Raw genomic sequence first — 21,393 nt, 5'->3', positions numbered from 1 at the left:
CGGCGTTGAAGCTATGCGAGCAGGGTTCGGGAAGCCAGACGGGAGCGGCGTTGCCTGAGGGCGTGGAGAATAGCCGTCTTGCGGCATGGCTGGGTCTTCCCCGCAGCCTTCCGGTCCTGGTGTTGGTCATCGGCCTCATCGCCAGCCTGGCGGCCGGCCTGCAGGTCCAGCGGGTCGCCGAGGCCAAGGACCGCGAGCGCTTCAACAACGCCGTCGCACAGGCGCACGCGGCGGTGGCGGCCCGGCTGCAGACCTATACGGCCGCCCTTCGCGGCGGGACCGGGCTGTTCGCCGCCCGCCCCGGCGGGGCGGTGACGCGCGAGGAGTTCCGCGCCTACGCCGAGCGGCTGGACCTGCCGCAGGTCTATCCGGGCATCCAGGGGCTGGGGTTCAGCGCCAAGCTGCCGGGCCTGGCGGGCCCCGAAACCGCGGCGATGCTGGCGCGCCACGGCGTGCCCGGCCTGGAGATCCATCCCTCCCACCCGCGGCCGGAAGTCCACGCCATCCTGTTCCTGGAGCCCTTGGACCGGCGCAACCGCGCGGCCCTGGGCTACGACATGTATTCCAACGCGGTGCGCCGGGCCGCCATGGCCGCCGCCCGGGACACCGGCCGCGGGGCGATGTCGGGCAAGGTGGAGCTGGTCCAGGAGATCGATCGGGACAAGCAGGCCGGCTTCCTGATCTACCACCCGGTCTATCGCGACGGGGGCGTGCCCGAGACGGTCGCGCAGCGGCGGGCCCAGCTGATCGGCTTCGTCTACGCCCCGTTCCGGGCGGACGACCTGCTGCGCGGCATCTTCGGCGACCAGCCCAATCCCCGCGTCCGGATGTTCGTCTACGACGAGACGGTCGCGCCCGAGAACCTGCTGCACGCCTCGACCGGCCGGGCGCCCGATCCCGCGCGGTTCACGGCGAGCCGCGACCTCGAGATCGGCGGGCGGCGCTGGCGGATCGTCTACGCCGCAGCGCCGGGCCTGGAGGAGGGCTCCACCCGCGGCCTGGCGTTCGTCTTCTTCGTCGGCGGCATGCTGGCGACGGGCCTGGTGGCCTTCGCGACCTGGCGGCAGGTGCGGGCGCGCCTGACGGCCGAGGACGAGATCGCGGCCCGGCGGGAGGCCGAGCACGAGCGAGAGCTGCTGGTGGCCGAGCTGAACCACCGGGTGAAGAACACCCTGGCGACCGTCCAGTCGATCGCCGCCCAGAGCCTGCGCGAGGGTCGCTCGGCCGCGGAGACGCGCGAGACCTTCGAGGCCCGGCTGCTGGCGCTCAGCCACACCCACAACCTCCTGACCCGCGCCCACTGGCGGGGCGCGGACCTGCGGGAGATCGTCCGGCAGGAGCTGTCCCCCCACGGCGAGGGGCGGGTGCGGATCGACGGCGGGCCGGTCTCGCTGCCGCCAGCCGCCTCGCTGGCCGTGGGCATGGCCCTGCACGAGCTGGCCACCAACGCGGCCAAGTACGGCGCGCTGAGCCGGCCGGAGGGGCAGGTGGCCGTCGCCTGGCAGGTGATCGGGCGGGCCGAGGCGCGGCGCGTCCGGCTTACCTGGCGGGAGATCGGCGGGCCGCCGGTCGCCGAGGCGCCGCGGCGGCGCGGCTTTGGCACCCGCCTGATCACCCAGGGGCTGAAGCAGCAGCTGGAGGGCGAGGTCGAGATGGACTTCCGCTCCTCGGGGCTCGTCTGCGTGCTGGAGTTTCCGCTCAGGGCCCCCGCCGAGGCGGCCTGAAACCGCCTTCGCTCACGCCCGTTGCAGCCCTGCCGACAGGGCGGCGCAAGGGAAATGGAGCGAGCGCATGGTTCAACCTTCCGAGATCGTCCAGCACATGGAGGTGGTGGGCTCGGACGGCGGACACGTCGGGCGGGTCGACCACGTGGTCGGCGACGAGATCGAGCTGACCAAGCTCGACCTGGCCGCCGGGCTCAAGCACCACATGATCCCGATGAGCTGGGTGGACCGCGTCGAGGAGGACACGGTCTGTCTCAACCGCACCAAGGCGGCCGCGAAGGCCGCCTGGCGCACGAAGATGTAGCCGCTATTTCACGTTGGCGCAGAACCGCTGGATGCGGCTGCAGGCGTCCTCGAGCACGGCGTTCGAGGTCGCGTAGCTGATCCGGAAGTGCGGCGAGAGGCCGAAGGCGGCGCCGAACACCACCGAGACGCCCTCGGATTCGAGCAGCTCGACCGCGAAGTCCTGGTCGTTTCCGATGACCTTGCCTGACGGGGCGGTCTTGCCGATCAGGCCCTCGACCGACGGATAGACGTAGAACGCGCCCTCCGGCGTCGGACAGCGGATGCCGTTCGCCTGGTTCAGCATCGAAACGACGAGGTCGCGGCGCTGCTCGAACAGCTTGGCGTTCGGCTTGATGAAGTCCTGAGGGCCGTTCAGCGCCTCGACGGCGGCCCACTGCGAGATGGAGGAGGGGTTCGAGGTGGTCTGGCTCATGACCTTGGCCATGGCCTTGATCAGCGGCTCGGGCCCGCCGGCGTAGCCGATCCGCCAGCCGGTCATGGCGTAGGCCTTGCTGACCCCGTTCATGGTCAGGGTGCGCTCGTAGAGCTTCGGCTCCACCTGGGCGATGGTGAAGAACTCGAAGTCGCCGAACACCAGGTGCTCGTACATGTCGTCGGTCAGGATCCAGACGTGCGGATGCTGCAGCAGCACGTCGGCCAGTTCGCGCAGCTCGGCCTTGGTGTAGGCCGCGCCCGACGGGTTGGACGGCGAGTTCAGGATGACCCAGCGGGTCTTCGGCGTGATCTTCGAGGCCAGGTCCTTGCCGGTCAGCTTGAAGCCGGTGTCGGCCGAGGTCGGCGCGGCCACGGGCCTCCCGCCGGCCAGCAGCACGATGTCCCAGTAGCTGACCCAGTAGGGGGTGGGCACGATCACCTCGTCGCCGGGGTTGAGCGTGGCCAGGAAGGCGTTCCAGATCACCGGCTTGCCGCCCGGCGAGACGTTGATCTGGCTGGGCTTGTAGGTCAGGCCGTTCTCGCGCTGGAACTTGGCGCAGATGGCTTCCTTCAGTTCGGGGATGCCGTCGACGTTGGTGTACTTGGTCTTGCCCTCGCGGATCGCCTTGATCGCGGCTTCCTTGATGTTCTCCGGGGTGTCGAAGTCGGGCTCGCCCGCGGCCAGGCTGATGACGTTGCGGCCTTGCGCCTTCAGCTCGCGCGCTTTCGCATCGGCCGCCAGGGTGGCGGACGGCTTCACGCGGGCGAGCGCGGCGGATTCGAGCGACATACGGGATCTCCCGGCTTCTACGGAGGGTGCGAGATTGCCGGCGGGTTTAGACCATGCTGCAGCGCACGCAAACAGCCACCTGGCGGAACGTGGCCTGCGGCTTGGCCGTTGGCGCAGGATGCGATCCGCCCTTCTCCTGATCCCGCTGCTGGCGCTCGGCGCGTGCGAGCGCGCGGCCGGCCCGCCCGAAACGACCGCCGTGGTGGAGGACGCCGAGCCCGCTGCCGCGCCCGGCGCCGAGCCCGCGTTCCGGCCAGCATCGTTCGTCGGCCGCTGGGCCGCCGAGCCCGGCCTGTGCGCCGACGGCGCCTGGCTGTTCCGGACGGACGGCGTCTCGACCGCGGGCGAGGTGAGCTGCGCCTTCCGGTCGGTGACGGCCACCGCCAGCGGCTACCGGATCGACGCGACCTGCGCCGCCGAGGGCGAGGAGACCTCGAGCGAGATCACGCTGGCCATGACCGACCCGGCGCCGCCGCAGAGCATGACCGTCAGCGGCGGCCCCTGGGCGGGCCCCATCACCCTGATGCGCTGCCCGGGCTAGCGATCCGGGCTAACGATCCGGGCTAGGCGATCCGGGCTAGACGAAGTTCTCCAGGCCGATGTCGGCCAGGGTGCGGCCGACCAGCAGGACGGCCGAGTCCGCCCCGTCGGCCGGGTCGCCCGCATCGACGAAGACGACCACGGAATCCCCCACCTGCGCGGCCACGTACTTCGCGCCCGCCGCCGAGATGTGCTGGTTGGCGATGGCGAGGGCCTGCTCGTAGCTGTCGGCCGTGAACTCCGAATACGAGGTCGGCAGGATCGAGGAGGACAGGATGCTGACGTCCGCGAAGTTCAGGGTATCGTGGGCCTCCCAGTCCATGATGACCGCATCGACGCCTTCGCCCGGCGGGGTCCTGGCCACGAACTCGAACCGGTCGCGCCCCTCGCCGCCGTAGAGCGTGTCGCGGCCCGCGGTGGCCGTGACGAGGGTGTCGTTCCCCTCGTCGCCCCGCATCCAGGCGCCCTCCGGACCCTGGGCGACCAGCAGGTCGTCGCCGGCGCCGCCGCCGAAGCGGTCCGCCCCGAAGCCGCCCTGCAGGGTGTCGTTCCCGCCGCCGCCGACCAGGCTGTCGTCGCCGAGGCCGCCGTGCAGTTCGTCGTCGCCCAGGTCGCCGCTGAGGTAGTCGTCGCCATCCAGGCCGGCAATGAAGTCGGCCCCCTGGCCGCCGTAGAGCCAGTCGTCGCCGCCGCCGCCGACCACGTGGTCGTCGCCGAGGTTGCCGTGGGCGAAGTTGCCCGCCTCGCCGGGCTCTCCCGCCGCGGTGGAGCCGCCGTAGATCACGTCGTCGCCCTGGCCGCCGTAGATCACGTCGTAGCCCGCGCCGCCGGCGAGCTGGTCGTCGCCGCTTCCGCCGTGGATCAGGTCGTCGCCCCCCAAGCCCGCCAGGACGTCGTGGCCGGGGCCGCCGTAGAGGCCGTCGCCCAGGTCGGAGCCCGAGGTCCGCTCGTCGCCCGCGTCGCCCACGAACAGCTTGGAGCCGTCGGCCATCACGATGGCGCCCGCGTCGGAGAGCTGGGTCAGGCCGACGCCGAACTTCACGGTCCGCCCGGCGAAGGTGACGAGGATGCTGGGAACTTCCGGCGTCAGGGCCAGGGGCTCGTAGGACTGGTAGACGACGGAGACGGCGCTGGCCGGCCCGCCGTTGAACGTCAGCGTGTCGCCGAGCTGGACGCCCGCCGCCTGCTCGGCCGTGATCGTCTCGAACGCATATTCCATCAAGGTCGGTGTCTCCTGGGCGATCGCCCCTCTACGGCCTAGATGACGCATGTTGCGTAAAAACGCAACTTACGAGAAACGATGTTCGGCGAGGCGGAGGGCCGGGTTGGGGCCGCGTTGCTTGACCGCGCGGGCGGCATGGGCGACCTCAGGGCCGATGCGCCGCCTCTTCAGGTTCCTCTCGGACATGGACGCCAAGGCCTGGCGGGCGCTGGCGGTCTCGTTCGTGCTGTTCGGCGGCGTCGGCCTCGTCTTCGTCTTCGGGGCCCAGGTGCTGGGCTTCGGCGGCGAGGCGGCTGTGGAGCGATGGCTGGGCGCCGCCCACGGCGCCTGGGCCCTGCCGGTGGCCGTGCTGGCCTTCGCGGGCCTCGCCTTCGTGGGCGTGCCGCAGTTCATGCTGATCGCCGCGGCGGTGGTGGTGTTCGGCGCCTGGGCGGGCTTCGCCTACTCCTGGATCGGCACGATGGTCTCGGCCGTGATCGGCTTCTACCTGGGCCGGGCGGCCGGGGCCCGCACCCTGGCGACGTTCTCCGGCGAGGGGCTGCGCCAGTTCATGGAGCTGGTCGGCCGCAACGGCTTCCTGGCCAGCCTGATCGTGCGCCTGGTGCCCTCGGCCCCGTTCATCGTCGTCAACATGGCGGCGGGCGTGACGCCGATGCGGGCGCGGGATTTCGCGGCCGGGACGGCGCTCGGCATCGTGCCCAAGATCGCGCTGACCGCCTTCGCCGGCAATTCGGTGGTGCAGGTGATGCGGGGGCAGGGCGGGGCGGGACACCTGGCCCTGCTGGTCGGGATCGCCGTCCTGTGGCTGGTGATCGGCTGGTACGCCCGCAAGTGGCTGAAGGCCCGCGAGGCGGCGGTGGCGGCCTCGGGGACCCCGCCGGACGAGCAGGGGTGACCACGGCGGAGGCGGGAGCGGAGCGGTCTTTTGCGCCTGTAAACAACTTTCGGGCATAAAGTTGCGCCCGTAACCAAATTGTCGCCCCGAGACGCAAGATGCTTGCCCTGGAGCGCGCGTTTCGGTAGATGCAGCCCCAATGCGCACGCAAGCGAACAGCCTGCTTCTTCTTTCGCTGGGGCTTAGCCGCCCCTGGGCGCCTCTCTAGGCACGCGCATCTTCGCGGCCGGGCGCTCAGGGGCTTTCCGATCCCCCGCCCGAAACCGAAATCCTCGCGAAGAGCCTCCCGACATGACCGCCGACGTATCCAAGACCGCCGCTCAGGCCGAGCGCGACCGCGTCATCATCTTCGACACCACCATGCGCGACGGCGAGCAGTCGCCCGGAGCCTCCATGTCGCTGGAGGAGAAGCTGGAGCTCGCCAAGATCCTGGAGGATATGCGCGTCGACGTGATCGAGGCCGGCTTCCCGATCGCCTCGAACGGCGACTTCGAGGCAGTGCGCCAGATCTCCGAGGTCGTCACCGAGAGCGTCGTCTGCGGCCTGGCCCGCGCCGGCGCCCCCGACATCGATCGCTGCGCCGAGGCGATCAAGCGCGCCAAGCGCGGCCGCATCCACACGTTCATCTCCACCAGCCCGGTCCACATGAAGTGGAAGCTGCAGATGGAGCCCGAGCAGGTGCTGGAGATGGTGACCCGCTCGGTCGGCCACGCCCGCAACCTGTGCGGCGACGTGGAATGGTCGGCCGAGGACGCCACCCGTACCGAGCGCGACTTCCTGCTGCGCTGCGTCGAGGCGGCGATCAAGGCGGGCGCCACGACGATCAACCTGCCCGACACGGTGGGCTACTCGTACCCCAGCGAGTACGCCGAGATGTTCCGCGACGTGATCGAGAACGTGCCCGGCGCGGACAAGGTCGTCTTCTCCACCCACTGCCACAACGACCTGGGGCTGGCGGTCGCCAACTCCATCGCCGGCGTCCAGGGCGGCGCACGCCAGATCGAGTGCGCCGTCAACGGCATCGGCGAGCGGGCCGGCAACGCGGCGCTGGAAGAGATCGTGATGGCGCTGAAGGTGCGGGGCGACAAGCTGCCGTTCCACACCGCCGTCGAGACCCAGCACATCACCCGCGCCAGCCGCTACGTCTCGGCCATCACCGGCTTCCCCGTGCAGTTCAACAAGGCGATCGTCGGCAAGAACGCCTTCGCCCACGAGAGCGGCATCCACCAGGACGGGATGCTGAAGAACGCCGAGACCTACGAGATCATGAAGCCCGAGGACGTGGGCCAGGTGGAGTCCAACCTGGTCATGGGCAAGCACTCGGGCCGGCACGCCTTCCGCGAGAAGCTGAAGGACCTGGGTTACGAGCTGGGCCAGAACGCCCTGAACGAGGCGTTCCAGCGCTTCAAGGACCTGGCCGACAAGAAGAAGCACGTCTTCGACGACGACATCATCGCCCTGGTGGACGACGCCCTGGCGAGCTCGGCCGACAAGGTCCAGGTCAAGCACCTGCGGGTGATCGCCGGCACCGAAGGGCCGCAGGAAGCCTTCCTGACGGTCACCATCGACGGCGAGGAGAAGAGCGCCAACGCCACCGGCGACGGCCCGGTCGACGCGGTGTTCAACGCCATCCATGCGGTGGTGCCGCACGACGCCATCCTGCGCCTGTTCCAGGTGCACGCCGTGACGGAAGGGACCGACGCCCAGGCGCAGGTCTCGGTGCGGCTCGAGGACGACGGACGGATCGCCACCGGCCAGGCGGCCGACACCGACACCCTGACCGCCTCGGCCAAGGCCTACGTCAACGCGCTCAACAACCTCATCGCGCGCAAGGAGAAGAGCGCGCCCGAGGCGCGGGTCGCCAGCGGGTTCTAGGCGGCTTCCTCTCCCCCGCGGGGAGAGGCGCTCCGATGCTCTGGATCATCCTCACCGTGGCGGCCGCGCCGCTGCAGGTGGCGCGCAACGCGTTCCAGCGCGGCCTGGTCGGCGACGCCGGCCCCTGGGGCGCGACGCTGGTGCGCTTCCTGTTCGGCCTGCCGTTCTCGATCGCCATCTTCGGCGTGGTGGCGCTCGCGACGCGGGACGCCGCCCCCGACCCTTCGCTGCGGTTCTGGCTGGCCGCGATCCTCGGGGCCGCCGGCCAGGTGGCGGCGACCGGCGCGCTGCTGATGGCCATGCACAGGGCGGGGTTCGCCGTGGCCACCGTGCTGCAGCAGTCGTCCCTGCCGCTGGCGGCGCTGACGGGCTGGTGGCTGCTGGGGGACGTCCTCAGCGCGCGGGCCTGGGCGGGGATCGCCCTGGCGACGGCGGGGCTCGTGGCGCTCTCCTGGCCGAGGGCCGGGGCGGCGCGCGGGACGGCGGCCGGGGTGCTCCTGGGCCTGGCGGCCGGCGCGGGTTTCGCGGTGGCGTTCAACGGCTACCGGCAGGCGGGCCTGGCGCTCGATCCGGCGCATCCGATCTATTCGGCCACCGCGGCCCTGGTGATCGCCCAGGTCATGCAGTCGGCGACCCTGACCTTCCTGCTGGCGGTCACGCGGCCGCAGGCGCTCGCCGCCGTGGTCGGCTCGTGGCGGCAGTCGCTGAGCGCCGGCTTCTTCGGTTCGGCGGCCTCGGCCTGCTGGTTCGGCGCGCTCGCGCTCGCCCCGGCGGGGCCGGTGCGCGCCGTGGCCCTGATCGAGACGCCGATCGCCGCGGCGGTGGGCCGGCGGCTGTTCCGCGAGCGGATTTCCGCGCGCCAGTGGCTGGGCGGGGGGCTGGCGACCGCGGGCGTGGCCTTGACCGTTCTGGGCTGACGCGTCTCATGGCGGGATGATCGACCGCCGCACCCTCATCGCCGCCGGCCTCGCCGCCGCCGCGCCGGCCCTTGCACGGGCTGAGTCGCGCTGGAGCCCGCGCGCCGACGTCCCCTGGCCGGTGCAGGAGGTCTACGGGACCGCCTGGCGCGGGCGGGCGCTGATCGCCGGCGGGATGGCGCCCGGTGTCCAGGGCCTGCGCGGCGGCATCAATCCCCAGGACCGGACCGGCCTCTACGACCCGGCGGCCGACCGCTGGACGGAGGGGCCCCGGCTGCCGTTCCCGCGGCACCATCCGGCGCTGGCGAGCGTCGGCGGCCGAGCCTACGCCCTGGGCGGCTACCGCGTGACCGGGGAGGGCGGCTGGGTCGGGATCACCGACGCGCTCGTGCTGGACGGGGAAGCCTGGCGGGCGATCGCGCCGATGCGGCAGATCCAGTGCGAGACGGTGGCCGTCGGGATCGGCGGGCGGATCCACGTCGCCAGCGGCCGGGCGCCGAAGGGCGAGGCGAACCGCAACTGGAGCGACCAGGGCGACATCGCCCTGCACCAGGTGCTCGACGTCCGAACGGGCCGGTGGGAGACGGCTGCGCCCTGTCCGCTGGCCCGCAACAGCGCCACCGGCGCGGTGATCGACGGCCTCTTCTACCTGGCCGGCGGCCGGCGGGTGGGCGAGGGCAACTCGGCCCGGCTCGACCGCTACGATCCGAAGTCCGACCGCTGGGAGACGCTGGCGCCGATGCCGCGCGCGGCCGGCGGCCTGGCCGGCGCGGCCCTGGGCGGACGGCTCTACGTCTTCGGCGGCGAGGGCGGTCCGGGCGTGATCCCCGACTGCTGGTCGTACGATCCGAAGGCCGACGCGTGGCGCGCCGAGCCCGCCATGCGCACGCCGCGCCACGGCCTCGCCGGGGTGGCCTTGGGCGGGCGGATCTACGCCATCGGCGGCGGGGCGAAGGAATCCGGGGGCCAGGTCACGGCCGTGGTCGAGGCGCTGGACGTCTGACGTGCGGCGCCGGGGGCTCCTCCTCCTGCTGGCGGCGCTCGCCGCGCCCGCCTGCGCGCGCGCCGGAGAGGTCCGCGTGGCGGTCGCCGCCAACTTCGCCGAGCCCGCCCGAGAGATCGCCCGGCGCTTCGAGCAGCGGACAGGACACAGGGCGACCTTGAGCTTCGGCTCGTCGGGCCAGTTCTACGCCCAGATCGCCAACGGGGCGCCGTTCGACGTCTTCCTCTCGGCCGACGCCGAGCGGCCGCGGCGGCTGGAGGCGGCGGGCCTCGCCGCGCCCGGATCGCGCTTCACCTACGCCGTCGGCCGGCTCGTGCTGTGGAGCCGCGATCCCGGGCGGGTGGACGCCGAGGGGCGGGTGCTGTCCCGCGGCGGCTTCGAGAAGCTGGCGATCGCCGACTCGACGGCCGCGCCCTACGGCCGGGCGGCGATGGAGACCCTGCGCGCCCTGGGCCTGCACGAGCGGGTGCGCGGGCGGATCGTGCAGGGCGCCTCGATCACCCAGGCCTACCAGTTCGTCCGCACGGGGGCGGCCGAGCTGGGGTTCGTGGCGCTGTCGCAGGTCGTGAGCGAGAAGGGCGGCTCGCGCTGGCTGGTCCCGGCGCGGCTGCACGCGCCGATCGACCAGCAGGCGGTGCTGCTGAGGGCGGCCGCCCGCAAGCCGGCGGCCCGGGCGTTCGCGGACTTCCTGAAGAGCGACGAGGCGCGCGCCGTCGTCCGCACGTACGGCTACGAGGTCCCTTGAGCCCGCTCGCCGACATCCTGTGGCTGACGCTGAAGCTGGCCGGCGTGACGACGCTCGTCCTCCTGGTCATCGGCACGCCGCTGGCCTGGTGGCTGGCGCGCAGCCGCGCCTGGTGGAGCGAGGCGGTGGGGGCGGTAGTGGCCCTGCCGGTCGTCCTGCCGCCGACGGTGCTGGGCTTCTACCTGCTGATCGCCCTGGGACCGGACAGTCCCCTGATGGCGCCGCTGCAGGCGCTGGGGATACGGACCCTGGCCTTCACCTTCACCGGCCTGGTGATCGGCTCGGTGGTCTACTCCCTGCCGTTCGCGGTGCAGCCGCTGCGCAACGCCTTCCGCGCCATCGGCCAGGAGAACCTGGACGCGGCCGCGACCCTGGGCGCGTCGGGGTGGGAGACCTTCCGGCGGGTGGCCCTGCCGCTGGCGGCGCCCGGCTACTTCGTCGCGGCCGTGCTCAGCTTCGCCCACACGGTCGGCGAGTTCGGGGTGGTGCTGATGATCGGCGGCGGCATTCCCGGCAAGACCGACGTCGTCTCCATCGAGATCTACCGGCTGGTGGAGGCCCTGGAGTGGGAGAAGGCGCACGCCGTCTCGGCCCTGCTGGTGGCCTTCGGATTCGCCGTCATCCTGTCGCTGCTGCTGCTGGATCGGCGGGTCTCTCGGCCCGGCGCGGATGAGGGTTGAGCCCGAGGCGCACCACCATGGCGCCGGTAAGGCGAACCCGTGGCCGAAAATTCGCGCGCGACGCGAAAGCGCACACCGCTCTTTAAGCCTTGAAAAGGCAAAAGGGGCAGGGCAGAGGACGGTTAAAGCCGCCAGACAAAACGTAGCGACTCGACGCAGTCTAAGGTGTCAGTCGAGCCGTCGCGGACGTCTGGCGTAACGCGTCTCCAGCCCCCATCGACCAGGGCCCTGCATGATCTCATCCCTCTTCGGCGCGATCTCGAACGACATCGCCATCGATCTCGGCACCGCCAACACGCTGATCTACATGAAGGGCAAGGGCATCGTGCTCAACGAGCCCTCGGTGGTCGCGCTTCGCAACGTCGGCGGGCGCAAGGTCGTCCACGCCGTGGGCATCGAGGCCAAGCAGATGCTGGGCCGGACGCCGGGCCACATGGAAGCCATCCGCCCGATGCGCGACGGGGTCATCGCCGACTTCGAAGTCGCCGAGGAGATGATCAAGTACTTCATCCGCAAGGTTCACAACCGGAAGGGCTTCGTGAACCCGAAGGTGATCGTGTGCGTGCCGTCGGGCGCCACCGCCGTGGAACGCCGCGCGATCAACGATTCCTGCCTCAACGCCGGCGGGCGCCGCGTGGGCCTGATCGACGAGCCGATGGCCGCGGCGATCGGCGCCGGCCTGCCGATCCACGAGCCCACCGGCTCGATGGTGGTCGACATCGGCGGCGGCACCACCGAGGTGGCCGTGCTGTCGCTCTCGGGCATCGTCTATTCGCGCTCGGTCCGCGTCGGCGGCGACAAGATGGACGAGGCGATCATCAGCTACATGCGCCGCAACCATAACCTGCTGATCGGCGAGACCACCGCCGAGCGGATCAAGAAGGAGATCGGCACCGCCCGGGCGCCGGCCGACGGCGAGGGCCTGTCGATCGAGGTCAAGGGCCGCGACCTGATGCAGGGCGTGCCGCGCGAAGTCCGCATCTCCGAGAAACAGGCCTCGGACGCCCTGTCCGAGCCGGTCGGCCAGATCGTCGACGCGGTGAAGATGGCGCTGGAAGCCACGCCGCCCGAGCTCGCCTCCGACATCGCCGACAAGGGGATCATGCTGACCGGCGGCGGCGCCCTGCTGCGCGGCCTGGACGCCGAGATCCGCGACCACACCGGCCTGCCGGTGACCGTGGCCGACGACCCGCTGTCGTGCGTGGCCCTGGGCTGCGGCAAAGTGCTCGAGCATCCGAAGTGGATGAAGGGCGTGCTGGAGTCCACGCTGGCGTAAGATACGCCGGATGGGGCGCGGCGGGGGCCGCTTGGGGGCGTAGCTTTCGATGTCCTTGAGGGACAATCCGCTCGGCGAACTGAAGGTCCCGCTGACCTGGACGGCGGGGATCGTGTTCCTCGTCGTCCTCATCGCGGCGCTGGCGATCCTCCTCTCGGACCGGCGGGAGTCGTTCGAGACGGACGCCTACGGCCGCACCCGCACCATGAGCGACAAGGCCCTGGAGCCGGTGGGCGACGCCCTCTCGGCGCCCGGGCGCTGGACGGGCGCCGGCGTCGACGCCGTGCGCGGCTACTTCTTCGCCGTCTCCGAGAACCGCCGGCTGAAGGCCGAGCTGAAGGAGATGCGCCAGTGGCGCGACGTCGCCATCGCGCTGAAGGACGACAACGAGCGCTACCGCGCCATCCTGGGCCTGCAGACCGACCCGCCGATCCCGATGGTGGCGGCGCGCATCGTCACCGACAGCCGCGGCCCCTTCGCCAACACGCGGCTCGCCAACGCCGGCCGTGAGAAGGGCGTGAAGGTCGGCCATCCGGTGATGAGCGAGAACGGCCTGGTCGGCCGCGTGATCGGGGTGACGGACGGGGCCAGCCGCGTGCTGACCCTGACCGACGTCGCCTCGCGCACGCCGGTGATGATCGACCGCACCAACGCCCGGGCCATCCTGACCGGCGACGGCGGGCCGAATCCCAGGCTCGAGTACCTGCGGGGCCAGGAGCCTGTCCGCGACGGCGACCGGGTGCTGACCTCGGGCGATGGCGGCATGTTCCCGCGCGGCCTTCCGGTCGGCCGGGCGGTCAAGGGGCTGGACGGCCGCTGGCGCGTGGTGCTGGCCTCGGACCGCGCGCCGGTCGACTACGTTCGCATCCTGCTGTTCGAGGACTTCACCGTGCTGGCCAATCGGGCCGAGCTGGACCAGCCCTCGTCGCCCCCGCCGCCGACCCCCGGCGGCCCCGCCCTGCTGCCTCCGCCGCCGACGGCCGCGGCCCCCGCCGCCACGGCAACGCCGCCCGCGCCCCGCGCCGCCACGCCGCCCGCCGCGCGGCCCGCCCCGGCCACGCCAGCGCCCGCGACGCCTGCTCCGAAGACCGCCGCACCGACGCCGAAGGCCAACGGCGGGGCGGCGGCGCAGACCTCGTCCGCGGTCCGCAGCCCTGCGACCACGCCCGCGCCCAAGACGGCGGCCCCGAAGACCAGCGGGACCGCGACCCCGCCGGCTGTGACGCCCGCGCCCAAGACGCCGGCTCCGAAGACCCCGGCTCCGAAAACCCCCGCTCCGAAAACCCCGGCGCCGCAGACGTCCGCGCCACCGCCGTCCGGAGCCCGGCCATGAACGGCGGCGCCCGGACCCTCGAGCCGTGGCGCTGGCTAGGCGTGCCGATGTTGCAGGTGATGGGCGCCACCCTGCTGTTCGCCCTGCCGCTGCGCGTCTGGGGCCTGGCCCTGCCCGAGCCGGTCTTCGCCCTGCCGGTGGCCTTCGCCTGGGCGGTGATCCGGCCGTCGGTGCTGGCGCCGTTCGGGGTGGCCCTCATGGGCTTCTTCCTCGATCTGCTGTGGGGAGGTCCCCTGGGCCTGTGGGCCGTCTGCCTGCTGATCGCCTACGGCGTCGCCCTGGGCGGGCGCGCCATGCTGGCCGGTCAGAGCCGGGGCATGATGTGGGCCTGGTACGGCGTGCTGACCGCGCTCTCGATGAGCGCGGCCTATCTCTTCACCATGCTGGACGCCAAGGGGATGGCCAGCCCGCTCTCGGTGTTCTGGCAATTCCTCGCCACAGTCATCCTCTATCCCTTCGCCGACCGCCTGATCGAGCGGTTCGAGGACGCCGACGTGAGGTTCCGCTAGCGCCATGGCCGAACCGGCAATCTTCTTCGAGGAGGTCAACGAGCGGCAGGGCCTGTTCCACCGCCGGGCCGTCCTGCTGGGCGGCTTCGCGGGCCTGGGCCTCACGGCCCTGGGCGGGCGCCTGGCCTATCTCCAGCTGCTGGAGACCCAGCGCTACGAGAAGCTGGCCACCTCGAACCAGTTCAACTTCAAGCTGGTCCCGGCTCCCCGCGGCCTGATCGTCGACCGCAACGGCGCGGTGCTGGCGGCGAACCGCCCGAACTTCCGCCTGCTGGTGTCGAAGGACAAGGGGACCGACCCCGAGGCGACGCTGAAGACCCTGGCCAGCTTCGTGCCGATGGACGAGGCCCGCCAGCGCCGGCTGCTGCGCGAGATCAGCAACGCGCCCCGCCGTGCGCCGGTCTCGGTCATGGAGGACATGACCTGGGAGCAGTTCTCCGCGATCAACGTCCGCGCGCCCGAGCTGCCGAACGTCACCGCCGACATGGGCGAGGTGCGGGTCTATCCGCACGGCGGGGCCTTCGCGCACGTGATCGGCTACGTGGCCAAGGTGAACCGCGAGGACCTGACGCCCACCGGCCCGAACTCGGACCCCATCCTGCTGCACCCGGGCTTCCGGATCGGCAAGCAGGGCATCGAGAAGGCGCTCGACCTCGAGCTGCGGGGCCGGGCCGGCGCCAAGAAGGTCGAGGTGGACGCCAACGGCCGCGAGGTGCGCCACGACGAGGACGGCGACATCGCCGCGGTCCCCGGCAAGGAGGTCCAGCTCACCCTCGACGTCGATATCCAGAACCGCGCCCTCGAGGTGTTCGGCGGCGAGAGCGGAGGCGCGGTCCTGATGGACTGCCGCACGGGCGACATCCTGTGCATGATGTCGGCGCCGAGCTTCGATGCGAACCGGTTCGTGCGGGGGCTGACGGGCGCCGAGTACCGTGCGCTGGCCAACTACGAACGCCGGCCGCTGCTCGACAAGTGCCTGTCGGGCACCTACCCGCCGGGCTCGACCTTCAAGACCATGACGGCGCTCGCGGCGCTGGAGGCCGGGATCGACCCCGACCAGACCGTCAGCTGCGGCGGCGGAATGTACTTCGGCGGCCGCTACTTCCGCTGCCACAAGAAGGGCGGCCACGGCGCCCAGAACATGCGGGACGCCATCAAGAACTCCTGCGACGTCTATTTCTATTCGGTCGCCTCGCGCATCGGGCCGGACCGGATCGCCGCCGTGGCGCGCGAATTCGGCTTCGGCCAGACCTTCGACATTGGCATTCCGGGCCAGAAGAAGGGCATCGTGCCCTCGACCCAGTGGGTCCGGGAGAACCGCCCGAAGGACCCCAAGTGGCACCCCGGTGAGTCGCTGAGCTACGGCATCGGCCAGGGCATGCTGACGGCCAATTGCCTGCAACTGGCGGTGATGACCGCGCGGCTGGCCAACGGCCGCAAGGCGCTCAACCCGCGCCTCATCAAGTCGATCGGCGGCAAGGAGCTGCCGCGCGGCTCGGACGTGCCGGACCTGCCGTTCAGCCAGGAGCACCTGAACTACGTCCGCGACGGCATGGCCGCGGTGACCGAGGCGGGCGGGACGGCCTTCCGAGCCAGCCAGCTCGGCCTGGGCGACATCCTGATGGCCGGCAAGACCGGCACGGCGCAGGTCTACAGCTACAAGGCCGGCGGGCACCGGGGGAAGGGCGGCCCCTGGCGGCTGCGCGACCACGGCCTGTTCGTCGCCTTCGCGCCGCTGGATGAGCCGCGCTACGCCCTGGCGGTGATCGTCCAGCACGGCATGGGCGGCTCGACGGCCGCCGCGCCCCGGGCGCGCGAGATCATGCGGGTGGCCCTGCTGAAGGATCCCGAGCTGCGCGCGCGCATCGAGACGCCGCTGCCGATGCCCGAGATCCAGCCGGACCTGGAGCTCGACACCGTGCCCGACAGCCCGGTCTTCGCCGAGCCGCCGAACACGCCGACGCCCGCCGTCGGCGATCCGCTCGTCCCGCCCTCGGAAGGCCCCGCATGACCGTCTCGGCCCTCACGCGTCCCGGCGAGCGGGACCGCCTGATCGTCAAGCTGTCCGAGGTGGACTGGCTGTTCGTCCTGGTGCTCAGCCTGATCGCCGGGGCCGGCGCCCTGATGCTGTTCTCCATCGCCGGCTCGTCCTGGGACCCGTGGGCCGCCAAGCACGCCTTCCGCTTCGCGCTGTGCCTGGCGATGATGATCGGCCTGGCGATGATCGACATCCGCGTGTGGTTCGCCATCGCCTATCCCGTCTATGTGCTGGGTCTGCTGCTGCTGGTGGCGGTGGAGCTGGTCGGGGACACGCGCCTGGGGGCGCAGCGGTGGCTATCCATCGGCGGCTTCAGCTTCCAGCCGTCCGAGGTGATGAAGATCGGCATCGTGCTGGCGCTGGCGCGCTACTACCACGGGACCTCGGCCCAGCGGGCGAGGCTGTCCTGGTGGCTTCTGGTCCCCGCCGGCATGATCGGCCTGCCGGTGTTGCTGGTGGCGCACCAGCCCGACCTCGGCACCGCCATGCTGATCCTGATGACCGGGGCGGCCATCGTCGTGCTCGCCGGGCTGTCCTGGAAGATCATCGCCGCCGGCGTGGCGGCGTTCGTGGCCATCGTGCCGCCGTTCGTGATATTCGTGATGCACGACTACCAGCGGCAGCGCGTGCTGACCTTCCTGGACCCCGAGAGCGATCCCTCGGGCTCCGGCTACCACATCCTGCAGTCGATGATCGCCCTGGGCTCGGGCGGTCTGCTGGGCAAGGGCTACGGCCTGGGCTCGCAGAGCCAGCTCAACTTCCTGCCCGAGAAGCAGACCGACTTCATCTTCGCGACCCTGGCCGAGGAGTTCGGCTTCGTGGGTTGCGTATCGGTGCTGATCCTCTACGCCGCGGTGATCTTCATGGCCCTGCGGACCGCCTATGTCAGCCACTCGCATTTCGCCCGCCTGGCCTCCGCGGGCGTGACCGCCACCTTCACGCTCTACGTCCTGATCAACGGGGCGATGGTGATGGGCCTGGCGCCGGTGGTGGGCGTGCCCATGCCGCTGCTGTCCTACGGCGGCACGGTGATGCTGACGGTGATGATCGGCTTCGGCCTGGTGCAGTCGGCGCGGGTCCACCGCTACGCCGAGGTCACCAAGGGCTCGGGCCTCCTCTAGCGGGCGCAGGCCGGATGCAGGAAGGGCCCCGAGGCGGCCTCGCCCCGGAGCCCTCTATTCCTCCGCCGGAGGAGGGGCCGCCTACCGGGCGACCATGTCCCGCTTCAGCCAGCGCATGGTCATGAAGAAGCACAGGCCCGCGACGGCGTAGAGCGCCGAGGTGATCAGCATCGAGTGCTGCAGGCTCTCGGGGTGGGCGACGGCGCAGACCGCCTGCTCGGCGGCGGGCAGGGCCGCCCGCGCGGCGCCTTCGCAGGCCTGGCGGGTGAGCTCGGCGGCGCCGAGGTTCGCCACCTTCATCCGGAACAGCATGTCGCTGAGCGCCCCGATGAACAGCGGGCCGAGGCCGTAGCCCAGCAGGTTGATCACGAACAGCAGCACGGCCGTGGCGACGGCGCGGACCTGGGCGGTCACCACGCCCTGGCCGATGGTGTACTGGGCCGCCAGGTAGCCGTACTTGATGCCGCCGCCGATGATCAGGGCGATCAGGCACAGCGTCAGGTTCTGGGTCGTGAAGGCCACGAAGTAGAACGGCACGCTGAGCGTCAGGCCCACGCCGGGCAGCCAGGCGATGGCGTTGGGCGAGCGCTTGCCCAGACGCTCGGCCAGCCAGCCGGTGGCCAGGGTGCCGATCGCGGCGGCCAGCGCCACGGGCGCGTTGATGTAGACCGCCGCCTGGCCCGCGCTGAGGTCGAACGAGCGGTTGATGAACAGCGACTGGAACGAGGCGATGCCGTAGCCGCAGAAGGAGGCGATGGTCGCGCCCGCGGTCATCCACCAGAACGACGGCTTGGAGGCGAGTTCGCGCATGCCGTCGGCGAACTTGGGCCGGGCCTTGCGCACCGTGCCGGGCGGGTCGGTGTAGCCGCGCGGCGGCTCCTTGACGGTCATCTTGAAGACCACCGCGACGAGCAGGCCCGGCAGGCCGACCACGAAGAACGCCATGCGCCAGCCGAAGGCGTCGGTGATCGGGCCGCCGATGAGATTGGCGAGCAGCCCGCCCAGGGTCACGCCCATGGCGTAGTAGCCGAGGGCCGTCGAGCGCCGCTGGGGCGGGTAGTAGTCCGCGATCAGCGAGTTGGCCGGCGGCGTGCAGCCCGCCTCGCCGATGCCGACGCCGACCCGGCAGGCCAGCAGGATCCAGAAGCCGCCGATGACCATGCCGCCGATGGTGATCGGCGCCGCCAGGCCGCACAGCGCCGTCATCAGCGACCACAGGGCCACGCAGACGGTCATGATCCACACCCGGTGCCGCGTCTCGGCGAACTGGGCGAGGGGGATGCCGACGAAGGTGTAGAGCAGGGCGAAGCCGAAGCCGGTCAGCAGGCCGAACGCGGTGTCCGAGATTCCCAGCTCGGGCTTCATCTGCGGCGCGACCACCGACAGCAGGCCGCGGTCCACGAAGTTCAGGATGTAGATCAGCAGGAGCGCGTTGAGGACGTAGCTTCGGTAGGGCTTGGAGCCGAAGCCGGTGATGTGGCCGTCCGCACCCGCGGCGGTCGTGGTCGCACTCATGCTGGATCGTTTCCCCTTTGGCGGTGTTCGCCTTTGGGCGCGAAAGTAGCGGCCTCACGGGGAGCGGGAAAGTCCGAAAGTCCGGTATGCGCGTTCGCCGAGCGGCGGGCGTCAGAAGGGCTCGAAACAGTCGTAGTTGCGCTGCCGACGGATCTTGTCGCCTTCGAACTCGAAGAACACGGCGAACCGCGCCTTCATGGCGTCGCCCGGCTGCAGCGAGCGCAGCGGCACGGCCAGCACGCCGCGCCACAGGACCTCGGCGGCGACCACGTTCCCGCTCTCCAGGAGGTTGATCACCTCGTAGGTCTCGGACCGCAGCACCCCCTGGCCGCGCTCGGCCGCCTCGCGCAGGTCGGCCAGGGTCCGCCGGGCGCCGGTGGGGACCAGGGCGTTGGGGAACTCCTCCTGCACTGCGTCCTCGGCGAAGCAGCCAAGGGAGTCGCCGCGGTCCTCGATGGCCTTCAGATAGGCGCGGACGATCTCGGCGCGGCTCATGCGGGTCCCTAGAGCTTCAGCGCCTGGTCGGTGGCCCGGACCAGGGCGTCGACGATCCCGGGCTCGGTCGAGGCGTGGCCGGCGTCCCACACGACCTCGAAGCGGGCCTCGGGCCAGCCCTGCTTCAGCCGCCAGGCGCTCTCCATGGGCGTGACCACGTCGAAGCGGCCCTGGACGATCCAGCCGGGGATGCCGCGCATCCGGTCGAGGTTCTCGAGGATCCAGTTCTTCGAGGGGAAGAATCCGCCGTTGGCGAAGAAGTGGCACTCGATCCGCGCGAAGGCGATGGCGAAGTCGATCTCGTTGAACTTGGAGGGCCGCGCCTCGGGGCCCCGGATCGAGATGGTGTCGCCCTCCCACTGGCTCCAGGCGGCCGCGGCCTCGGCCTGCACGCCGCGGTCGGGGTGGGTGAGGCGCTTGTGGTAGGCGGCGATCATGTCGCCGCGTTCGGCCTCGGGGATCGGCGCGCAGAACCGCTGCCAGGCGTCGGGGAACAGCATCGAGGCGCCGTCCTGGTAGAACCAGCGCAGCTCGCGCTCGGTCAGCAGGAAGATGCCGCGCAGCACCAGGCTCTCGACCCGTTCCGGGTGCTTGATGGCGTAGGCGAGCGCCAGGGTGGAGCCCCACGAGCCGCCGAACACGCACCACTTCTCGACGCCCAGGTGCTCGCGCAGCCGCTCGATGTCCTCGATCAGGGCCCAGGTGGTGTTGTCCTCCAGGCTGGCGTTCGGCCGGCTGCGGCCGCAGCCGCGCTGGTCGAACAGCGCCATGCGCCATTTCGCCGGGTCGAAGAACCGCCGCATGGTGGGGTTGATCGCCCCGCCCGGGCCGCCGTGCAGGATCACACACGGCTTGCCGTTCGGATTGCCGCACTCCTCGTAGAAGATCTCGTGCGGGCCGCCGGTGGCGAGCCAGCCCGAGGCGAAGGGCTCGTTGTCGGCGAACAGGCCGCGCCGGTGCTGGGGGGACGATACGGCGGGCGCCGGCGTGTTGCGTTCCATGGGCCTCAGTCTACTTCGGGAAGCGCCGGTCCAGCCAGTCGAGGATCAGCACGTTCACCTCGCCCGGCTTCTCCTGCTGTGTCCAGTGGCCCGAGCCCTTCACCATGTGCGTCTCCAGGTCGCCGACCAGGCCCTTCATCGGCTCGGCCATCTCGGGGGTGAGCACGGCATCGAGCTCGGCCGTGATCATCAGGCAGGGCAGGCCGTCGACCCTGCCCGGAAGTCCCTCGGCCCGCTCCCAGTTCCGGGTGAAGTTGCGATACCAGCTCACCGGGCCGAAGAAGCCGCCGGCCTCGAACGTCTCGACAAAGACCGCGAGTTCGTCGGGGCTGAGCAGCTGGTCGCCGCCGTCCGCCCCATCCCAGGCCCGCAGCAGGTCGCGGAAGGCGAACGACGAGCCGCCCTCCGGCTGGGCCGCGGCCGTGCGCAGGGCCGAGGGCCGGCGCATGAAGAAGCGCATGGTCTTGGCGACGTCCTCGCCCAGCACCGCCTCGGGCTCGTCCGGGGTCTGGAACCAGACGATGTACATGTCGGGGCCGAACCTGTGCCGGAAGATGGCGATGGGATCGGCTGGCGCGCGCGGCAGGAACGGGGTGTTGAGGCCGATCACGCCCGCCACCCGCTCCGGGTGCATCAGCGGCATCTGCCACACGACGATGCCGCCCCAGTCGTGGCCGCAGAAGATCGCCTTCTCCACGCCCAGGTGGTCCAGCAGCCCCACGAGGTCGCCCGTCAGGTGCGCCATGTCGTAGTCGGGGACGGCGTCGGGCTTGGACGACAGCCCATAGCCGCGCTGGTCCGGGGCGATCACCCAGCGGCCGGCGGCGGCCAGGGCCTTGATCTGGTGCCGCCACGAGAAGGCCAGCTCGGGAAATCCGTGGCACAGGACGACGGGAACGCCTTGCCGCGGGCCGGCTTCGTAGTAGCCGATCTCCACCCCGTTCACCCGAACGCGGTTCGGCTCAGGCATCATGGTTTCGAGCGCAGACACGGC

The 21,393-nt window shown here is 71.4% G+C and carries 19 protein-coding genes and 1 pseudogene; 14 read left to right on the top strand and 6 right to left on the bottom strand.

Translation table 11 applies throughout. The features are described 5' to 3' along the window. Window positions 1-119 precede the first annotated feature (119 nt). Both PHZ_RS12690 and PHZ_RS12685 read left to right on the top strand, forming a co-directional pair. Entirely contained in the window at window positions 120-1,724 is a 1,605-nt protein-coding gene (locus tag PHZ_RS12690; protein WP_187149076.1) for a CHASE domain-containing protein, read from the top strand. Window positions 1,725-1,791: 67 nt separating this feature from the next. After that, a complete protein-coding gene (locus tag PHZ_RS12685) occupies window positions 1,792-2,028 on the top strand; it encodes a DUF2171 domain-containing protein (RefSeq protein WP_012522844.1) in 237 nt (78 codons plus the stop codon). Between the two features lie 3 nt (window positions 2,029-2,031). On the opposite strand, the gene PHZ_RS12680 is transcribed toward PHZ_RS12685, so the two are convergent. After that, on the bottom strand, window positions 2,032-3,234 hold the full coding sequence (locus tag PHZ_RS12680) for a pyridoxal phosphate-dependent aminotransferase (protein WP_012522843.1): 1,203 nt from the start codon (window positions 3,232-3,234) through the stop codon (window positions 2,032-2,034). A gap of 118 nt (window positions 3,235-3,352) precedes the next feature. Between PHZ_RS12680 and PHZ_RS12675 the strand changes: the two genes are divergently transcribed. Further along, window positions 3,353-3,775, top strand: coding sequence for a hypothetical protein (locus tag PHZ_RS12675; RefSeq protein ID WP_041373506.1), 423 nt, complete (start codon window positions 3,353-3,355; stop codon window positions 3,773-3,775). Window positions 3,776-3,811: 36 nt separating this feature from the next. On the opposite strand, the gene PHZ_RS21730 is transcribed toward PHZ_RS12675, so the two are convergent. Beyond that, entirely contained in the window at window positions 3,812-4,993 is a 1,182-nt protein-coding gene (locus PHZ_RS21730) for a calcium-binding protein (protein ID WP_012522842.1), read from the bottom strand. Between the two features lie 157 nt (window positions 4,994-5,150). On the opposite strand from PHZ_RS21730, the gene PHZ_RS12665 reads away from it, so the two are divergent. The 11 genes and pseudogenes from PHZ_RS12665 to rodA all read left to right on the top strand — a co-directional run bounded on the left by PHZ_RS12665 (window position 5,151) and on the right by rodA (window position 17,388). Continuing rightward, entirely contained in the window at window positions 5,151-5,891 is a 741-nt protein-coding gene (locus PHZ_RS12665; protein ID WP_012522841.1) for a TVP38/TMEM64 family protein, read from the top strand. Between the two features lie 291 nt (window positions 5,892-6,182). Further along, window positions 6,183-7,766 (top strand): 2-isopropylmalate synthase, encoded by a 1,584-nt coding sequence (locus tag PHZ_RS12660; RefSeq protein ID WP_012522840.1) that lies wholly within the window; start codon window positions 6,183-6,185, stop codon window positions 7,764-7,766. 35 nt (window positions 7,767-7,801) lie between these two features. Further along, entirely contained in the window at window positions 7,802-8,683 is an 882-nt protein-coding gene (locus PHZ_RS12655; RefSeq protein ID WP_012522839.1) for a DMT family transporter, read from the top strand. A gap of 16 nt (window positions 8,684-8,699) precedes the next feature. After that, window positions 8,700-9,686 (top strand): Kelch repeat-containing protein, encoded by a 987-nt coding sequence (locus PHZ_RS12650; RefSeq protein ID WP_012522838.1) that lies wholly within the window; start codon window positions 8,700-8,702, stop codon window positions 9,684-9,686. A 1-nt stretch (window position 9,687) separates the two neighbouring features. Beyond that, window positions 9,688-10,431, top strand: coding sequence for a molybdate ABC transporter substrate-binding protein (gene modA / locus PHZ_RS12645; RefSeq protein ID WP_012522837.1), 744 nt, complete (start codon window positions 9,688-9,690; stop codon window positions 10,429-10,431). Next, window positions 10,428-11,111: a molybdate ABC transporter permease subunit gene (gene modB, locus PHZ_RS12640; RefSeq protein ID WP_012522836.1), complete on the top strand. Its 684-nt coding sequence runs from the start codon at window positions 10,428-10,430 to the stop codon at window positions 11,109-11,111. Before modA ends, modB begins: the two co-directional genes overlap by 4 nt. 232 nt (window positions 11,112-11,343) lie before the next feature. Further along, a complete protein-coding gene (locus tag PHZ_RS12635; RefSeq protein WP_012522835.1) occupies window positions 11,344-12,387 on the top strand; it encodes a rod shape-determining protein in 1,044 nt (347 codons plus the stop codon). Window positions 12,388-12,436: 49 nt separating this feature from the next. Continuing rightward, window positions 12,437-13,474 (top strand): annotated as a pseudogene (gene mreC / locus PHZ_RS12630) (rod shape-determining protein MreC); the annotation flags it as partial. A 242-nt stretch (window positions 13,475-13,716) separates the two neighbouring features. After that, window positions 13,717-14,229 carry a hypothetical protein gene (locus PHZ_RS12625; RefSeq protein ID WP_012522833.1) on the top strand — a complete coding sequence of 171 codons (513 nt, stop codon included), beginning with the start codon at window positions 13,717-13,719 and terminating at the stop codon, window positions 14,227-14,229. Between the two features lie 4 nt (window positions 14,230-14,233). Next, a complete protein-coding gene (gene mrdA / locus PHZ_RS12620; RefSeq protein ID WP_012522832.1) occupies window positions 14,234-16,240 on the top strand; it encodes a penicillin-binding protein 2 in 2,007 nt (668 codons plus the stop codon). Next, window positions 16,237-17,388 carry a rod shape-determining protein RodA gene (gene rodA / locus PHZ_RS12615; RefSeq protein WP_012522831.1) on the top strand — a complete coding sequence of 384 codons (1,152 nt, stop codon included), beginning with the start codon at window positions 16,237-16,239 and terminating at the stop codon, window positions 17,386-17,388. The genes mrdA and rodA overlap by 4 nt, the downstream gene beginning before the upstream one ends. Window positions 17,389-17,469: 81 nt before the next feature. On the opposite strand, the gene PHZ_RS12610 is transcribed toward rodA, so the two are convergent. The 4 genes from PHZ_RS12610 to PHZ_RS12595 form a co-directional block, all read right to left on the bottom strand. Then, the gene (locus PHZ_RS12610) at window positions 17,470-18,903 is read right to left on the bottom strand and encodes a spinster family MFS transporter (RefSeq protein WP_012522830.1); all 1,434 of its coding nucleotides are present in this window, start codon (window positions 18,901-18,903) and stop codon (window positions 17,470-17,472) included. Window positions 18,904-19,014: 111 nt separating this feature from the next. Further along, entirely contained in the window at window positions 19,015-19,398 is a 384-nt protein-coding gene (locus tag PHZ_RS12605; protein ID WP_041373505.1) for a nuclear transport factor 2 family protein, read from the bottom strand. A gap of 8 nt (window positions 19,399-19,406) precedes the next feature. Continuing rightward, window positions 19,407-20,399 (bottom strand): prolyl aminopeptidase, encoded by a 993-nt coding sequence (pip, locus tag PHZ_RS12600; RefSeq protein ID WP_012522829.1) that lies wholly within the window; start codon window positions 20,397-20,399, stop codon window positions 19,407-19,409. A gap of 10 nt (window positions 20,400-20,409) precedes the next feature. Continuing rightward, window positions 20,410-21,369 carry an alpha/beta fold hydrolase gene (locus tag PHZ_RS12595; RefSeq protein ID WP_012522828.1) on the bottom strand — a complete coding sequence of 320 codons (960 nt, stop codon included), beginning with the start codon at window positions 21,367-21,369 and terminating at the stop codon, window positions 20,410-20,412. Window positions 21,370-21,393 lie beyond the last annotated feature (24 nt).

This window comes from Phenylobacterium zucineum HLK1 (assembly GCF_000017265.1).
Taxonomy (GTDB): domain Bacteria; phylum Pseudomonadota; class Alphaproteobacteria; order Caulobacterales; family Caulobacteraceae; genus Phenylobacterium; species Phenylobacterium zucineum.
This window is presented reverse-complemented; position numbering and strand designations above follow the sequence as displayed.

Bases quoted from the DNA above. Each gene is read 5' to 3' on its own strand.
- PHZ_RS12685 (WP_012522844.1), top strand. From the start codon at position 1,792: ATGGTTCAACCTTCCGAGATCGTCCAGCACATGGAGGTGGTGGGCTCG.
- PHZ_RS12680 (WP_012522843.1), bottom strand. From the start codon at position 3,234: ATGTCGCTCGAATCCGCCGCGCTCGCCCGCGTGAAGCCGTCCGCCACC.
- PHZ_RS12675 (WP_041373506.1), top strand. From the start codon at position 3,353: ATGCGATCCGCCCTTCTCCTGATCCCGCTGCTGGCGCTCGGCGCGTGC.
- PHZ_RS21730 (WP_012522842.1), bottom strand. From the start codon at position 4,993: ATGGAATATGCGTTCGAGACGATCACGGCCGAGCAGGCGGCGGGCGTC.
- PHZ_RS12665 (WP_012522841.1), top strand. From the start codon at position 5,151: ATGCGCCGCCTCTTCAGGTTCCTCTCGGACATGGACGCCAAGGCCTGG.
- PHZ_RS12660 (WP_012522840.1), top strand. From the start codon at position 6,183: ATGACCGCCGACGTATCCAAGACCGCCGCTCAGGCCGAGCGCGACCGC.
- PHZ_RS12655 (WP_012522839.1), top strand. From the start codon at position 7,802: ATGCTCTGGATCATCCTCACCGTGGCGGCCGCGCCGCTGCAGGTGGCG.
- PHZ_RS12650 (WP_012522838.1), top strand. From the start codon at position 8,700: ATGATCGACCGCCGCACCCTCATCGCCGCCGGCCTCGCCGCCGCCGCG.
- PHZ_RS12635 (WP_012522835.1), top strand. From the start codon at position 11,344: ATGATCTCATCCCTCTTCGGCGCGATCTCGAACGACATCGCCATCGAT.
- PHZ_RS12625 (WP_012522833.1), top strand. From the start codon at position 13,717: ATGAACGGCGGCGCCCGGACCCTCGAGCCGTGGCGCTGGCTAGGCGTG.
- mrdA (WP_012522832.1), top strand. From the start codon at position 14,234: ATGGCCGAACCGGCAATCTTCTTCGAGGAGGTCAACGAGCGGCAGGGC.
- rodA (WP_012522831.1), top strand. From the start codon at position 16,237: ATGACCGTCTCGGCCCTCACGCGTCCCGGCGAGCGGGACCGCCTGATC.
- PHZ_RS12610 (WP_012522830.1), bottom strand. From the start codon at position 18,903: ATGAGTGCGACCACGACCGCCGCGGGTGCGGACGGCCACATCACCGGC.
- PHZ_RS12605 (WP_041373505.1), bottom strand. From the start codon at position 19,398: ATGAGCCGCGCCGAGATCGTCCGCGCCTATCTGAAGGCCATCGAGGAC.
- pip (WP_012522829.1), bottom strand. From the start codon at position 20,399: ATGGAACGCAACACGCCGGCGCCCGCCGTATCGTCCCCCCAGCACCGG.
- PHZ_RS12595 (WP_012522828.1), bottom strand. From the start codon at position 21,369: ATGCCTGAGCCGAACCGCGTTCGGGTGAACGGGGTGGAGATCGGCTAC.